Annotated in this window: 15 protein-coding genes; 8 read left to right on the top strand and 7 right to left on the bottom strand. The window is 73.1% G+C overall.

What is annotated here, in order from left to right; genetic code table 11:
* Positions 1-27: 27 nt before the first annotated feature.
* Positions 28-435: a DUF3224 domain-containing protein gene (locus EJG53_RS23220; protein ID WP_125046381.1), complete on the bottom strand. Its 408-nt coding sequence runs from the start codon at positions 433-435 to the stop codon at positions 28-30.
* 86 nt (positions 436-521) lie between these two features.
* Here EJG53_RS23220 and EJG53_RS23215 point away from each other — a divergent pair, with 86 nt between their 5' ends.
* A complete protein-coding gene (locus tag EJG53_RS23215) occupies positions 522-1,286 on the top strand; it encodes a pyridoxine/pyridoxamine 5'-phosphate oxidase (protein WP_125046380.1) in 765 nt (254 codons plus the stop codon).
* On the opposite strand, the gene EJG53_RS23210 is transcribed toward EJG53_RS23215, so the two are convergent.
* Complete coding sequence (locus EJG53_RS23210; protein ID WP_125046379.1) at positions 1,283-1,813, bottom strand: PH domain-containing protein; 531 nt, start codon at positions 1,811-1,813, stop codon at positions 1,283-1,285. The genes EJG53_RS23215 and EJG53_RS23210 overlap by 4 nt on opposite strands.
* A 298-nt stretch (positions 1,814-2,111) precedes the next feature.
* Here EJG53_RS23210 and EJG53_RS23205 point away from each other — a divergent pair, with 298 nt between their 5' ends.
* A complete protein-coding gene (locus tag EJG53_RS23205; RefSeq protein ID WP_218041926.1) occupies positions 2,112-2,939 on the top strand; it encodes an SMP-30/gluconolactonase/LRE family protein in 828 nt (275 codons plus the stop codon).
* Positions 2,940-3,005: 66 nt separating this feature from the next.
* Here the strand turns inward: EJG53_RS23205 and EJG53_RS23200 are convergent, their stop codons facing one another.
* On the bottom strand, positions 3,006-3,506 hold the full coding sequence (locus tag EJG53_RS23200; protein ID WP_174856445.1) for a GNAT family N-acetyltransferase: 501 nt from the start codon (positions 3,504-3,506) through the stop codon (positions 3,006-3,008).
* 235 nt (positions 3,507-3,741) lie between these two features.
* On the opposite strand from EJG53_RS23200, the gene EJG53_RS23195 reads away from it, so the two are divergent.
* Positions 3,742-5,085, top strand: a complete 1,344-nt coding sequence (locus EJG53_RS23195; RefSeq protein ID WP_125046377.1) for a cation:proton antiporter — start codon at positions 3,742-3,744, stop codon at positions 5,083-5,085.
* Between the two features lie 102 nt (positions 5,086-5,187).
* Positions 5,188-5,463 carry a hypothetical protein gene (locus EJG53_RS23190; RefSeq protein ID WP_125046376.1) on the top strand — a complete coding sequence of 92 codons (276 nt, stop codon included), beginning with the start codon at positions 5,188-5,190 and terminating at the stop codon, positions 5,461-5,463.
* Positions 5,464-5,544: 81 nt separating this feature from the next.
* Here the strand turns inward: EJG53_RS23190 and EJG53_RS23185 are convergent, their stop codons facing one another.
* The gene (locus EJG53_RS23185) at positions 5,545-6,012 is read right to left on the bottom strand and encodes a Zn-ribbon domain-containing OB-fold protein (protein ID WP_244955286.1); all 468 of its coding nucleotides are present in this window, start codon (positions 6,010-6,012) and stop codon (positions 5,545-5,547) included.
* 209 nt (positions 6,013-6,221) lie between these two features.
* On the opposite strand from EJG53_RS23185, the gene EJG53_RS23180 reads away from it, so the two are divergent.
* From EJG53_RS23180 to EJG53_RS23165, 4 genes are all read left to right on the top strand, one after another.
* Positions 6,222-7,505 (top strand): flavin-containing monooxygenase, encoded by a 1,284-nt coding sequence (locus EJG53_RS23180; RefSeq protein ID WP_244955285.1) that lies wholly within the window; start codon positions 6,222-6,224, stop codon positions 7,503-7,505.
* A 74-nt stretch (positions 7,506-7,579) separates the two neighbouring features.
* Positions 7,580-9,850, top strand: coding sequence for an acetate--CoA ligase family protein (locus EJG53_RS23175; protein ID WP_125046375.1), 2,271 nt, complete (start codon positions 7,580-7,582; stop codon positions 9,848-9,850).
* Positions 9,851-10,202: 352 nt separating this feature from the next.
* Positions 10,203-11,009: an enoyl-CoA hydratase/isomerase family protein gene (locus EJG53_RS23170; RefSeq protein WP_371858715.1), complete on the top strand. Its 807-nt coding sequence runs from the start codon at positions 10,203-10,205 to the stop codon at positions 11,007-11,009.
* A 98-nt stretch (positions 11,010-11,107) separates the two neighbouring features.
* Positions 11,108-11,788 (top strand): flavin reductase family protein, encoded by a 681-nt coding sequence (locus EJG53_RS23165; protein WP_125049534.1) that lies wholly within the window; start codon positions 11,108-11,110, stop codon positions 11,786-11,788.
* 271 nt (positions 11,789-12,059) lie between these two features.
* Here EJG53_RS23165 and EJG53_RS23160 read toward each other — a convergent pair whose 3' ends face one another.
* From EJG53_RS23160 to EJG53_RS23150, 3 genes are all read right to left on the bottom strand, one after another.
* Entirely contained in the window at positions 12,060-13,127 is a 1,068-nt protein-coding gene (locus tag EJG53_RS23160) for an alcohol dehydrogenase catalytic domain-containing protein (protein ID WP_125046373.1), read from the bottom strand.
* Positions 13,127-14,305, bottom strand: a complete 1,179-nt coding sequence (locus tag EJG53_RS23155; protein ID WP_125049533.1) for an acyl-CoA dehydrogenase family protein — start codon at positions 14,303-14,305, stop codon at positions 13,127-13,129. Before EJG53_RS23155 ends, EJG53_RS23160 begins: the two co-directional genes overlap by 1 nt.
* Before the next feature lie 201 nt (positions 14,306-14,506).
* Positions 14,507-15,418: an SDR family oxidoreductase gene (locus tag EJG53_RS23150; RefSeq protein ID WP_125046372.1), complete on the bottom strand. Its 912-nt coding sequence runs from the start codon at positions 15,416-15,418 to the stop codon at positions 14,507-14,509.
* Between the last annotated feature and the right edge of the window lie 51 nt (positions 15,419-15,469).

Below are 15,469 nucleotides of genomic sequence, written 5' to 3'. Positions count from 1 at the left end.
CCCGGCCGCCCGGACCGCCCGAGCGGCCTACCGGCCCAGCTCGTAGTCGAACCAGATCCGGTGGGTGCCGTCCGCGTCGACGGCCACGCCACCGGTTCCGGATATCCCGGCCAGGGCCCCCTTCCCGCTGCCCGGGACGATGACGAAGAACTCGCTCTCCCGTCCTTCACCCAGGGTCGTCGCGGAGTGCGCGAAGTTGAAGGCGCCCGCCTGCCCGTCGAGCGTCCCTTCGAAGGACTCCATCGCGACGTACGTCCCCGTCCCGGTGGCCTGGTCGAACGCGGCGGTGAACAGGGTCGCGGAGCCCCCGGTCACCTGGCCTTCGTACTGCTTCCGCATCGTGGCGACACCGACGGGCAGCGCCGTCTCGATCGCGGGGCTCGCCACCGGCGCCGGCGTGAAATCGGCGACGTCGAACGTTCCTGAAGCTCTCATGTCCCGAGCGTACGGCGCACCACTGACAACGCCATCGGCGCTGACCCCACCCCTGCCCCGCAGGCCCACGGACTAGGCTGCCGGCCATGGTCGAACACCCGGCAGGAAACACGCCCCCGCACACGGGTACGGGCACGAGCGCGGGAGCAGGCACCGGCGCGGGCACAGGAACGGGCACCGGCGCGGACTCCGACGAGCGCTTCCACGCGCTCCTGCGCTCCCTGCGCGTCTGGGACTGCGAGCTGCCCGGCATCGACCCCGACCCGGCGCACGCCCCGGCCGACCCGCTGCCGCTCTTCCGGCAGTGGCTGCGGGAGGCCGCGGAGGCGGGCGTGCCCGAGCCGCACACCATGACGCTCGCGACCGCCGACGCGTCCGGCGACCCGAACGTCCGCACCCTGATGCTGCACGACGCCGACGAGCGCGGCTGGCACTTCGCCACCCACCGCGACAGCCGCAAGGGCCGCGAACTCGCCGCCCGGCCGCGCGCCGCCCTCGGCTTCTACTGGGCGGGCCTCGGCCGCCAGGTGCGCGTACGGGGCCGGGTCACCGAGGCGGGTCCGGAGGAGAGCGCGGCCGACCTCCACCGTCGCTCGACGGGCGCCCTGGCCGCCGCCCTCGTCGGCCACCAGAGTGAAGTCCTCGCCTCGTACGCGGACCTGGAACGCGCCTCGGAGGCCGCATGGGCCCGCGCCCAGGCGGAGCCGACCGCTCCGGTCCCTGGCTGGACCCTGTACGTCCTGCGCCCCGACGAGGTGGAGTTCTTCCAGGGCGACGCCCGCCGACGGCACGTACGGATCAACTACCGCCGGGAGGGCGGGGGCTGGGCCCGCGAACTCCTCTGGCCCTAGGCTGCGGGACCTGCGGGCTGCTGTGCCGATGCCGTCGCGGCCTTCCAGCGGCGGATCATCTCCCCCTTTGCGGCCTCCATGGCCGAGTCGAACTCCTCCTTGACCGGAGCGGGCAGGAAAATCCTTTCACCACTCGCCAGGTCCACCCGTATGCGGTGGTGCGGCGTGCCCGTACGGCCGTAGAGGGAGACGCCCTCGCTCCGGTCGACGCCGATCCCCGTGATGTCGTGCCAGGCCATGCGTCGCCGCCGCAGCGGAGTCCGCACCCGTATGCCTCCGTCACTGACGTACGTACGGCTGGCCATGCAGTGGTACAGGACGACGGCGAGGGGCACGCACACCCCGAGCGCGACGGTCAGCTCACGCAGATCGCTGCCGCGCGGCTCCGCCCGGAAGCGCCGCCCGAACTCCTCCCACCCCATGCCGAAGGTGACGAGGCACAGCGGAACGACCCCGCCGACGAAGACGAAAGCCAGGGCACTCCACTGCCACCAGCGGGACGCGGGACGGTACACGATCGTTTCCACTCTTTTACCCTACATCCCACCCATAACACGCTGTTCCTACCGCATTCGGGCCAACCTGGGCGGCGCCGCGTGCGGCACGCCGTTACGGTGCCGGAGAGGGGCGCGGGCTGTCCGGAACGGGCCGGACCCGCCGGAGTGGAGGCCGCCGATGCGTCGTACGACGACCGGGGACCCGGCGCGGCGCGGGCTGTCAGCCCTGGTCGCACTCGCCGCCGTGGCCTTGTCGGCGGCTCCGGCAGCCCCAGTGGCCCCACCGGCATCAGCGACACCGGAGGGGGAGGCGGCGGAGCCGGGCCAAGTGATCGTGCTGCCGGGGGCCAGCTCGGCCGAAGGCATCGCCGCCGGACGCGGCTCCACCTTCTACGCGGGTGACTACTTCCGTGGCGACATCTACCGCGGCGACGCCGAGGCGGGCACCGCCGCCCGCCTCATCGACGTGCCGCGTGGCCGCCATGCCCTCGGGATGGCGGCGCACCCCCGTCATGACCTGCTGTTCGTCGGCGGCGGCCGGACCGGGCAGGCGTACGTCTACGACATCGGGACCGGGCGGACGGTGGCGAGCTACCGGTTCGGGCCCGCAGGCACGACGTTCGTCAACGACGTGACCCTGACCCGCTCCGGCGCGTGGTTCACCGACTCCCGCCGGGCCCGGCTCTACTTCGTACCCGTCGACCGGGACGGGAAGCCTGGCCGCTCCACCGCCCTCCGTGTCAGCGGCCCAGCCGCCGGGATCAAGGGCCCGTGGAACCTCAACGGCATCCAGGCCACGCCCGACGGGCGGACGCTGATCGTCGCGCACTCCGCCAAGGGCGCCCTCTACACCGTCGATCCGGTGAGCGGACGCAGTGCGGCGATCGCCGGGGTGTCCGTACCGAGGGTGGACGGCATCGTGCTGCACGGGCGCACCCTGTGGGCCGTCCAGGGCTTCCGGGGCCAGGTGCGGCGCATCGCCCTCAACAGCTCGCTGACCAGCGGGAAGGCGAAGAAGACGATCAAATCCGAACTGTTCCGGACGCCGTCGACGGCCGCTCGGTTCGGGAACACGCTCGCCGTGGTCAACGCCAAGCTGCACACGGGCACGCCGCCCACCGCCAAGGGGTATGAAGTGGTCATGGTGGACGGCTGACGGGTGACGCGGGGGGGGCTGGGTACGGCTCGGGCCGTCCGGGTCCTCCGGAGTGTCCGAGGCCGCTCAGAACCGCTGGTACATGATGTGCAGGCCGACGTAGCCCTTGGTGGGGTGGCGGAAGCCCTCGGGCAGGGTCGTCATGACGGCGAAGCCGAGGGACTTCCAGAGGGCGACGGCACGGGTGTTGGTCTCGACCACCGCGTTGAACTGCATGGCCCGGAAGCCCGTCGCGCGGGCCCACTCGACGGCGTACGCACCGAGCGCGCGGCCCACACCACGGCCGCCGTGGGCCGGGTCGACCATGAAGGAGGCGGTGGCGATGTGTGCGGCGCCGCCCATGTGGTTGGCGTGCATCTTGGCCGTGCCCAGGACCGTACCGTCGTCGTCCACGGCGACGACCGTGCGGGCCGGCGGGGCCGGCATCCACATCGTACGGCTGGTCGCCTCGTCCATGTCGCGGGCGTAGGTGTACGTTTCACCGGCCGCGACGATGGCGCGGAAGAACGGCCAGATGGCGGGCCAGTCGGCCGCGGTCGCTTCTCGGATCAGCACGCGCGCCAGCATGGCGGGCGGCGGGTGCGGGCAGCCAGCGAATATCCGCCGCCCAGGATGCGGAGGCGAGGCCCCTTCTTCCTCGTCCGGTCCCGTCCAGCCCCGTCCAGCCTTACGTGTGGCCGAATCCCACCGCTAGCATGCGGTCGGCGGGGCCAAGTGCCGGCCCGCCCACTCCACGGTTCACGACTGACCGGCCTCCTTTCGCTTCCTTCCCTTCCTTCTTCGGGCACGCGCGGAGGTGCGCATGACCGTTTCGGCTGCTCCCGTGGTCCCCTTCGGGGGGCACGACCTGTTCCTCTTCCTGCTCCAGGTGGGGCTGTTGCTCTCGCTCGCCTTCCTGCTCGGGAGGCTGGCGCTGCGCCTGGGGATGCCGGCCATCGTCGGCGAGCTGTGTGCGGGGCTGCTGCTGGGGCCGTCCGTACTGGCGCACGTGGCACCGGACTTGAGCGGCTGGCTGCTCCCGCAGTCGGCCGACCGGTTCCACCTGCTGGACGCGGTCGGGCAGATAGGCGTCATCCTGCTCGTGGGCCTGACCGGGCTGAGCATGGATCTGAAGCTGGTGCGCCGCCGGGGCGGCACCTCCGCCCGGATCAGCGTCGCGGGGCTGGTCGTCCCGCTGGGCCTCGGTGTGTGCACGGGCCTGCTGGTGCCCGCGGCGCTGGTGCCGGGAGGGACCGAGCGCAGCACGTTCGGGCTGTTCATGGGGGTGGCCATGGGGGTCAGCGCGATCCCGGTCATCGCCAAGACCCTGATCGAACTCAAGCTCATCCACCGCGATGTCGGCCAGTTGACGCTCAGCGCGGCGATGATCGACGACATCGTCGGCTGGATGCTGCTCTCCGTGGTCTCGGCCATGGCCACCACCGGCGTACGGGCCGGGGACGTCGCGTTCTCCCTCGCCGGCCTGGTCGTCGTGATCGTCGCCGCGGTCCTGCTGCGCCCCCTGGTACGGCGTTCTCTGCGCTCGGCCGTACAGTCCCGTGAGCGCGGGGCGGCGATCGCCCTCGTGACCATGTTCGTCCTGCTGAGCGCGGCGGGTACGCAGGCGATGAGGCTGGAGGCGGTGTTCGGCGCGTTCGTCTGCGGGCTCCTGATCAACAGTTGCGGGGTGCTGGACGCCACCCGGCTCGCCCCGTTGCGTACGGTCGTCATGTCAGTGCTCGCTCCGCTGTTCTTCGCGATGGCCGGGCTGCGGATGGACCTGACCTCGCTGGCGGACGGAACGGTCGCCCTGACCGGCCTGGTCGTCCTGACCGTGGCGATCGCGGGCAAGTTCGCGGGCGCCTACATGGGGGCCCGGCTGAGCCGCGTGAACCACTGGGAGTCACTGGCCATCGGTGCCGGAATGAACGCCCGGGGGGTCATCGAGGTCATCGTCGCCATGGTCGGCCTGCGGCTCGGGGTGCTCAGCCTGGAGATGTACACGATCATCGTCCTGGTCGCCGTCGTCACCTCGCTGATGGCCCCGCCGCTGCTCCGGATGACGATGGCGCACGTCGCGTACACCGACGAGGAGAGGGAACGGGAACGCCGGAACGCGGTGGACGAACCGGCCGCAGCAGCGGAGACGGCCTCGCCCGGGAACTGAGCGAGCCGTGCGCGGAGGCTTTGTGGGCCATGCGCGGAGGATGATTGGGCCAAGCGCGGACGCTCAGTGGGCCGTGCGCGGGCGCTGAGTAGGATCTGGCGGATGGGCAAGAACCGGCGGCCGACGCTCGATCCGGACAGCGGAGTGGAAGACCTGGTGCCGCTCATCCTGGAGTGGCTGGGCGAGCAGGGCATCAGCGCCCTGATCAGGGTGGACGCGGAGCGGGTGCGCGAGCGCAGGCCGGCCTGGACGTTCTTCGCCTCGGGTGGCCCGCTGTCGCCGGACCACAGCGTTCAGGTGGCCGGGCGAACCGCCGGTGAGTGCGTGGGGCTGGCCCTCGCCTACCTGCGGCGCGCCGGGGTGGCCGTGCCGGTCTGACGCCGTGCGGGGGCGGTGGCCATCGTGGTTGTCCTCGTCCCCGGGCCCCGGGGGGGCGGGTCCTGGTTCGGACCGGAGTCTTCACGCGGGGCCGAAGACGGGGACGGCCAGGGTCGGGGCGGCCGGGTCCGTACCCGTGCCCCTACCCGTGCCCGCTCCCGTGTCCGCCCCCGTACGGAACCGCACCCGTAGCGGCATGCCGATCCGCAGGTCCGCCTCCGGGCAGTCGACGACCTCCGTCATCATCCGCGGGCCCTCGGCCAGGTCCACCACCGCGGCCACGTACGGCACGCGCTCACCGAACGGCGGGAGATCGTTGCGGTGCACCACCGACCACGTGTAGAGCGTGGCCCGGCCGCTCGCCTCCTCCCACTCCATGTCTTCGCTCCAGCAACGCGGGCAGAACTCGCGCGGATAGTGGTGCGCCGCCCCGCAGCCGTCGGCGCGGCAGCGGCGCAGCAGCAAACGGCCCTGAGCAGCCGCGTCCCAGTAGACGCGGCTGAACGCGTCGGTGCCGGGCAGGTCGTACCTGGGCGCCGCGGACGGCACCGCCGCTCCCCCGGGCTCGGACGGGGATGTCGCCTTCGGTCTCACTCCGGACCACCCGCTTCCCATCGGCACGCGGCGCACAGCGCCCTTCCATCCGCCACCTGACGGTACGTCAGTTCAGTTGACGTTGGCCGGGATGCGCAAGGGGGCGGGCACGGGCAGTGCCTCGTACGGCGACATGCGCGCCATCCGCGGTTACCCTCACCGGCATGCCGGACGACGCAGCGCACGCCAGCTCCTCCGCATCCCGCTCCCCCACGGACAGCGCCGCCGTGCCCGCGGCGGCGGCCGCCTCCGGCGGGCCGCCCGTGTACGTCGTCGGAGGCGGGCCGGGCGGGCTCGCCGTGGCCGCCGCGCTCGGCGCCTACGGCATCCGCGCCGTGGTCCTCGAAAAGGCCGACTCGGTGGGCGCCTCCTGGCGGGGCCACTACGACCGTCTGCGACTGCACACCACGCGCCGCCTCTCCGGCCTGCCGGGCCTGCCCATCCCGCGCGCCTACGGGCGGTGGGTCGCGCGCGACGACGTGGTGCGCTACCTGGAGCAGTACGCCGAGCACCATCGCCTCGAAGTCGCCACGGGCGTCGAGGTGCGGCGCGTGGACCGCGCGGCCGACGGCGGGTGGGTGCTGCACGCGAACGGCGGGCGCGCGCCGGCCGCCCGTACGGTCGTGATCGCCACCGGCTACAACCACACCCCGCACCTCCCCGACTGGCCCGGCCGCGACAGCTACCCGGGCGCCCTCCTGCACGCCGGCGACTACCGCAACGCCACCCCGTACGCGGGCAAGGACGTCCTGGTCGTCGGCACCGGCAACACCGGGGCCGAGATCGCCGTCGACCTGGCGGAAGGCGGTGCGGCCCGGGTCCGGCTGGCGGTCCGCACCGCCCCGCACATCGTGCGCCGCTCGACGGCGGGCTGGCCCGCCCAGGCGACGGGCATCCTCGTACGCCGCCTGCCGCCGCGCGCGGTGGACCGGGCGGCCCGGGTGATGCGCCGCCTCTCCGTACCGGACCTGTCGGAGCATGGCCTGCCGATGCCGGACACCGGGCTGTACAGCCGGGTCCTGGAAGGGGCGATCCCCGTCCAGGACGTGGGGCTGATCGACGCCGTACTGCGCGGAGCGGTACGGCCGGTGGCGGCCGTGGCGTCCTTCGACGGCGGCGTCGTACGACTCGCGGACGGCGACGCGATCGAGCCGGAGGCCGTCATCGCCGCCACCGGCTACCGGCGCGGCCTGGACGGCCTCGTCGGCCATCTCGGCCTCCTCGACACCCGCGGCCGTCCGCACGTCCACGGCCCCCGCACCCTCCCGTCCTGTCCGGGCCTCCACTTCACCGGCTACACCAACCCGATCAGCGGCATGTTCCGCGAACTGTCCCTCGACGCCCGCCGCATCGCCCACGCCATTGCCGAGGCCCACGCCCACGCCCATGCCCACCAGGGCTCGGCTTCCGCCCCCGCCCGCACACGATCCCGTACGACCCATTCCTGACTGAACGTCAGTTGCCCTAACCTGACGGTGCGTCAGTTGAATCGGCACTCGTCACACGGGAGCGGGCGTCAGCGATGCTTGGATCGACCTACGGCAGCCTCACCACTCACTCCAGCCCGGCCCGCGTAGTGGCGTGCGGGGCGACCCCACCGCACACCGTGCACGGTACGGCCGCGCCACCCGCGGGCGGCCCGCACGCCGACGGCACACCCGCCGGTGCCACAGGGCCCGACCTGGACGTCAGCGGGCGCCCGCTGTACGCCCCCGTCCCCGACCTGGACCGGTTCTTCCGGCCCGGGGCGGTGGCGGTGGTCGGCGCCTCGGACAGCGAGGGCCGTCCGAACACCGGCATCACCCGGCAGCTCATCGCGTGGGCCGAACGCGTCGGCGCCCGTCTGTACCCGGTCAACCCGGGCCGCGATCGTGTCTTCGGCCTGCCCTGTCTCACCTCCGTCTCCGACCTGCCCGAGCAGGCCGACCTCGCCGTACTGCTGGTCGCCGACCCCGTACCGGTCATCGGGGAACTGGCCGATGCCAAGATCAAGTTCGCGGTCGCCTTCGCCTCCGGCTTCGCCGAGACCGGGGCGGCCGGCGCCGCCGCCCAAGAACGGCTCGCCGAGGCCGTGGCCCGTACCGGCATCCGGCTGCTCGGCCCGAACACCAACCTCAACGCCTTCGCGTCGTTCCGCGAGGACCTGGACGGCCCCGCCATCGCCCTGATCACCCAGTCAGGCCACCAGGGCCGCCCCGTCTTCTCCCTCCAGGAACTGGGCATCCGCCTCTCGCACTGGGCCCCGACCGGCAACGAGGCCGATCTGGAGACCGCCGACTTCCTCTCCTACTTCGCCTCCCGTCCCGAGGTCGGGGCCGTCGCCGCGTACATCGAAGGGTTCAAGGACGGCCGCAGCTTCCTGCTCGCCGCCGACCGGGCGGCCCGCAACAAGGTCCCGGTCGTCGCCGTCAAGGTCGGCCGCACCGAGGCCGGGGCCCGTACGGCCGCCTCGCACACCGGCAAACTGACCGGTGCCGACGCGGTGGTGGACGCGGCCATGCGGCAGTTCGGGGTGATCCGGGTGGACGGGCTGGACGAGTTGCAGGACACCGCGGCGCTGCTCGCCCGGGCCCGCACCCCGACGGCCGACGGCGTCGCCGTCTATTCGATATCCGGGGGCACCGGCGCCCACTTCGCGGACCTGGCGACGGCCGCCGGGCTCACGCTGCCCGCCCTGTCCCGCGCGAAACAGGACGAGCTGCACCAGTGGATCCCGGACTGTCTGAACGTGGCCAACCCGGTGGACAGCGGCGGCCACCCGGTCGGCGACTGGCGCGGCCGCAAGATCATCGACGCGCTTCTCGCCGACCCGTCCATCGGCGTACTGATCTGCCCGATCACCGGCCCGTTCCCACCGATGAGCGACAAGCTGGCGCAGGATCTCGTGGACGCGGCGGAACAGACGGACAAGCTGGTGTGTGTCATCTGGGGCTCGCCGGTCGGGACCGAGGACGCCTACCGGCGCACCCTCCTCGGCTCCCGGCGCGTGGCGACCTTCCGCACCTTCGCCAACTGCGTCACGGCCGTCCGCGCCCACCTCGCCCACCACCGCTTCACCGCCGGCTACCGCTCCCCCTTCGACGACGCCCCGCGCACCCCGTCGCCCTCCGCGCGCAAGGCGCAGGACCTGATGCGCCCAGGTCAGCAGCTCAGCGAACACGCGGCGAAACAGCTCCTGCGCGCCTACGGGATCAGGGTGCCGCGCGAACAGCTCGTCACCAGCGCGGCGGCGGCCGTGCGCGCCGCGAGCCTGGTCGGCTACCCCGTCGTCATGAAGGCGTCCGCGCCGCAGCTCGCGCACAAGACGGAACTCGGGCTCGTCAAGACCGGGCTGACCTCCGCCAGCCAGGTCAGGGACGCCTACCGGGAGCTGGCCGACATCGCCCGTCACGAAGGCATCGAGCTGGACGGGGTGCTCGTCTGCCAGATGGTCGAACGGGGCGTGGAGATGGTCGTGGGCGTCACCGCGGACCGCCTCTTCGGGCCGACCGTGACGGTCGGGCTGGGCGGGGTGCTCGTCGAAGTGCTGCGGGACACCGCCGTCGGCGTGCCGCCCTTCGGCGAGGACCGGGCCCGCGCGATGCTCCGCGAACTGCGCGGACACGCCCTGCTGGACGGCGTACGGGGAGGGCCGCCGGCCGACGTGGACGCGCTCGTCGAAGTCGTCCTGCGCGTCCAGCGGATGGCGCTGGACCTGAGCGGCGAACTCTCCGAACTGGACATCAACCCGCTGATGGTGCTGCCGCGCGGCCAGGGCGCCGTCGCGCTCGACGCGCTCGCCGTCTGCCACTGACCGCGCGGACGGCCGGATGCCCGTACGCAGGGTCTTCCGGATGACCGGTCGCGCGATCGGCTGGATGTCCGGGCCCCCGGACTTCCGGATGGCTGGCCACGCGACCTGCCGTTTGACCGGCCACACAACCTGCCGGACGACCGGCCACGCAACCGGCCGGAGCGCCCGTCCGACCGCCGGCCGTGCCACCGACCACACTGCTTGGAGCCGCCTCACCATGGCCCCCACCCCCGATTCCCCCGGAACCGCACCCGGTCCTTCTCCCGAATCCGGTCCTTCTTCCGCTTCCGGCCCTACGCCTGATCCCGCTGCTTCCGCACCCGCTCCGCAACCCGCCCGTCCCGCTGATTCATTGATACTCCACACCACTGACAACGCCGTGCTGTGGATCACCCTCAACCGCCCCGCCGCCCTCAACGCCCTCACCTGGGACCAGCGCGAACGCGTCATCGCGCTGCTTTCCGACGCCTCCGCCGACCCGGCCGTGCGCGCCGTCGTCGTCACCGGCACGGGCAAAGGTTTCTGCGCGGGAGCCGACCTGCGCGGCGGGCCGGGCAACGGCGGATCGGACGGCGGATCGCCCCCGTCCGAGCGCGTCGCGGGCGACGTGGCCCGCATGATCCGGCGCGGCGCTCAGCGCCTCGTCACCGCCGTCCTGGACTGCGAGAAACCGGTCCTCGCCGCCGTCAACGGCACCGCCGCCGGGCTCGGCGCGCACCTCGCCCTCGCCTGCGACCTGGTGGTGGCGGCCGAGTCCGCCACGTTCATCGAGGTGTTCGCGCGGCGCGGCCTCGTACCGGACGGCGGCGGCGCGTACCTGCTGCCCCGGCTCGTCGGGCCGCGGCGCGCGAAGGAGCTGCTGTTCTTCGGCGACGCCGTGACGGCCTCGGACGCCGAACGGATGGGCCTGGTCAACCGTGTCGTCCCGGACGCCGGGCTGGAGAAGGCCGCACGCGACTGGGCGGAACGGCTGGCCACCGGCCCGACCCGGGCGTTCGCCCTCACCAAGCAGTTGGTCAACGCCTCGCTGGACGGCGACCGCGGCGCGGCGCTCGCCGCCGAGGCGGCGGCCCAGGAGATCAACATGACGACGGCGGACGCGCGGGAGGGCGTCGCGTCGTTCGTGGAGCGCCGCCGGCCCACGTACCGGGGGCGGTAGGGGATGGGTACGGGCCGCGGCCAGGAAGCCCCGCCGCCCACCGGCTTCCTAACTGACGACCCGTCAGGTTCAATGGAGCCATGATGGGACACGCCGGTATGGCAGCCACCGCGGTGCGCTATCTGCGGTCGGTCGGCGCGCCGACCTCGGCCGGGGCCCCGGCGACGGCCCCAGCCACGGGCCCGGCCCTGGACCCGGCCACGGACCGTGCCGCCCCCGCCCCACGCCCCGCCCTCAGAGCCGTACGGGAGGACGAGCGCGCGCCCCTGGACCCGGCGGCATTCCGCGACGTCCTCGGCCACTTCGCCAGCGGCGTCACGGTCGTCACCGCCCCGGCCTCCGGCCCGGACACCGCCCCCGCGGGCTTCGCCTGCCAGTCCTTCGCGTCGCTCTCCCTCGACCCGCCGCTGGTCACGTTCATGGTGGCCCGTACGTCCACCACCTGGCCCCGGATCGCCCGCGCGGGCGTCTTCTGCGTCAACATCCTGGGCGCGCACCAGGAGGGCCTGTGCCGCGCCTTCGCGGTCAGCGGCGCCGACAAGTTCGCCGGCGTCTCCCACGCGCCCGCCCCCGTCACCGGCTCACCGCGCCTGGCGGGCGTCCCGGCCTGGATCGACTGCACGGTCCAGGCCGTGCACACCGGCGGCGACCACCTCATCGTCGTCGGCCGGGTCGCCGCCCTCGGCCCGGACCCGGAAGCCACCGGCCCCGGGCCGCTCCTCTTCCACCGGGGCGCCTTCGGCCGTTTGGCAAGCTGCGCCGGGCTCCGTGACGAGTGACGCTCGTACGGCAGTGAGGTTCACCGGCCTCGACCTCGCGGTCGAGGCTGGTCAGGGACGAGCCGGCACGCCACGTGCCGGAGGACGGCGTCCACGACGAGGAGCGGACCGGCCGGAAGAACCCCTCACCGCCCTGCACCGCCAGGTGTTCCCGATGGCATCGGCGGGCGGCCGGGTGACCGACCTGGGCGGTGAGTGCGTACCGACGGGCGACATGGCGGGGTGGGTAGCGCGGCGGTGAGTGCGGACGCCACTCCCGGAGGGCGGTACGTCAGAACGTCAGCACCCCCCGCGCCACCCGCCCCCGCCGCAGGTCCTCCACCGCCCCGTCGAAGTCCTTGACCTCGTACGTCCTGGTCACCAGCTCGTCCAGGAGGAGGCGGCCCTCCTCGTAGAACCTCGCGTACCGCGCGATGTCGCGCTGCGGGCGGGACGAGCCGTAGCGGCAGCCCAGGATGGACTTGTCCAGGTACATCGACGCGACCAGGAACGACGCCTCGGCGGTGGCCGGGGGCACGCCCAGCAGCACCGCCTGGCCGTGCCGGCCCAGGAGGTCCACGGCCTGCCGGATCAGCTCCGTACGGCCGACGCACTCGAAGGCGTGGTCGGCGCCGTGCGGCAGGACGCCGCGTACGGCCTCGGCGGTGTTTGGCACCGCCGACGCGTCCACGAAGTGCGTCGCGCCGAAGAGCCGCGCCACCGCCTCCTTGGCCGGGTTGACGTCCACGGCGACGATCGGCGAGGCACCGGCCAGCCGGGCGCCCTGGAGCACGTTCAGCCCGACGCCGCCCGTGCCGATCACCACCACCGTGTCGCCCTGCTCCACCCGCGCGCGGTTCAGGACGGCGCCGACCCCGGTCAGCACACCGCACCCGATCAGCGCCGCCGACGTCAGCGGTATGCCGCGGGGAATCCGCACCGCCTGCACGGCCCGGACGACCGTACGCTCGGCGAAGGCCGAGCTGGACGCGAAGCTGTACATCTCCCGGCCGCCGTGCCGGAACGGCTTCCCGGGCATCCCGATCGAGGCGCGGCACATCGTCGGCCGGCCGCGGTCGCACTCCGCGCACGTCCCGCAGTTGGCCAGCGTGGACAGCGCGACATGATCTCCTGCCGCTACATGCGTGACCCCGTCCCCCACCTCCTCGACCACACCCGCACCCTCGTGCCCCAGCACCACCGGCACCGGGTAAGGAATCGTCCCATCGACCACTGACACATCGCTGTGGCACAGCCCCGCCGCCCGGATGCCGACCAGCACCTCGCCCGGCCCCGGGGCCCGTACCTCCAGGTCGTCCACGACCCGCGGCCGTCCACCGTCGAACATGACGCCTCGCATCACCGCTCCCGCCCTCCACCGAGGCCGAGCACCCGCCCGGCAATGATCGTGCGCTGGATCTCGTCCGAACCGCCGTAGACCGTGTCGGCCCGGCTGAAGAGGAACCGCCGCTGCGCCGCGTCGAGTTCGTAGGCGGAGTCCGCCGTCCACGGCTCCGGACCGCACGCCGCGCCCGCCCCCCGTACCCGCATCGCCAGCTCCCCCATCCGCTGGTGCCAGCCGGACCACAGCAGCTTCGCCACACTGGGCGCGCCCGCGTCCCCGGCCGCCGGGCCGAGCGTGCGCAGCGCGTTCCACCGCATCACCCGCAGCTCGGCCCACTGCCGTACGAGCCGGTCGCGCAGTACGGGGTCGTCCACCGCCCCCGTACGCACCGCCTCATGGACGACCTCGCGCAACTCGTCGGCAAACCCGATCTGTTGGGCGAGCGTGGAGACGCCGCGCTCCAGCGCCAGCAGCCCCATGGCCACCCGCCACCCGGCACCGGGCCCGCCCACCACGTGCGCGGCGCGCGCCACCGCCCCGTCGAAGAACACCTCGTTGAACTCGGACGTCCCCGTCAACTGCCGGATGGGCCGCACCTCGATGCGCCCCGGCTGGTCCATCGGCACCAGCAGGAAGGACAGCCCCCGGTGCCGCCGCTCCCCCGGGTCGGTCCTGGCCAGTACGAAGCACCAGTCGGCCTCCCGCGCGAGCGAGGTCCAGATCTTCTGACCGCTGATCCGATACGTGCCCCCGTCCCGCACGGCCGCCGTACGGACCGCCGCGAGGTCCGAGCCCGCGCCGGGCTCGCTGTACCCCTGGCACCACAGCTCCTCACCCCGTGCGACAGCGGGCAGGAAACGTTTCCGCTGCGCATCGTCCCCGTAAGCGATCAGCGTCGGCGCCAGCAACTGCTCCCCGATGTGCCCCACCCGCTCCGGCGCACGCGCCGCGGCGTACTCCTCGGCCCACACGACCTGCTGTGTCAGCGTGGCACCCCGGTTCCCGAAGGAACCGTACGCACGATCCCAGCCGATCCCGATCCATCCGCCGCCCCCCAACTCCCGCTCCCAGCACCGACGTACGTCGAATCCCTCACGCCCGGCCAGCCACTCCCCACCCAGATGCTCCGCCAGCCAACGACGCACCTCATCCCGAAACACCCCGTCTTCGACACCAGCCGAGAAATCCACCATCCGCCTCCCACCGAGATCGGCCCCCACCCACCTCTCCTCCCACCCCCCAACGGAAGGGGGCGGGCCGGAGCGGCCTGCCGCGCAGGCCCGCCCCCGAACCTTGACAGCCCCGCGCAGCGGCCACCGCCCGCCGCAGGCGCGAACAAGGCCGCACCCGAAGGCGAACCGGCACCGTCGAACCGGAAAGCCCCCCGGGTGGACCTACGCGTTGGGTCGGCGCCCCCCGGCCGCATCCGCGGCCATCTCCTCCACCCGGGCCAGCAACGGCATCGGATCGACCCCCACCGCCCCCGGCAGAAATTCCGCGATCTTCTCCGGCGTCCACCCACCCTCCGCGTACGCGGAGCGCAGCTCCCTCGGCTGGGCCCATACCGCGATCTTCGGCCCGGCGACCGTGTAGACCTGCCCGGTGATGCGTTCCCGCTGGGCGCGGTCGCTGAGCAGGTAGACGACGAGGGCCGCGACGTCCTCGGGCTCGCCGATCTCCGTCAGCTCCGTCGGCACGCCGGCGGACATCCGGGTACGGGCGACGGGGGCGACCGCGTTGGCGGTGACGCCGTACCGGCTGAGGCCAAGGGCGGCGCTGCGCACCAACGAGATGACGCCGCCCTTGGCCGAGGCGTAGTTGGCCTGCGAGACGCTGCCCTGGTGGTTGCCGCTGGTGAAGCCGATGAGGGTGCCGGACCGCTGCCGGCGCATGACCGCCGAGGCCGCCCGGAACACGGTGAAGGTGCCCTTCAGGTGGGTGGCGACGACCGGGTCCCACTCCTCCTCGGTCATGTTGAAGAGCATCCGTTCGCGCAGGATGCCGGCCACGCACACCACGCCGTCCACCCGCCCGTAGCGGGTGAGCGCCGTGTCGACGATCCGCTGCCCGCCCGCCATCGTGGACACGTCGTCCGCGACGGCGACCGCCTCACCGCCCGCCTGCTCGATCTCCTTGACCACCGCCTCGGCGACCTCGCTGCTCGGCCCGGCGCCGTCGACCGCCACCCCGTAGTCGTTGACGACCACCCGGGCGCCCTGGGCGGCGCAGGCCAGGGCCACCGCGCGCCCGATGCCGCGGCCCGCGCCGGTGACGGCGACCACCTTGTCCGCCAAGAAGTTCCCCATGCCGCGCCCCTTCCCGCAGTTTCTGACGGCCCGTTAGATTTTTGAGCAGAC

It is taken from the genome of Streptomyces chrestomyceticus JCM 4735 (genome assembly GCF_003865135.1).
GTDB classification, from domain to species: Bacteria; Actinomycetota; Actinomycetes; order Streptomycetales; family Streptomycetaceae; genus Streptomyces; species Streptomyces chrestomyceticus.
The sequence above is the reverse complement of the archived record's forward strand: the minus strand, read 5'-3'. Positions and strand labels throughout refer to the sequence as shown.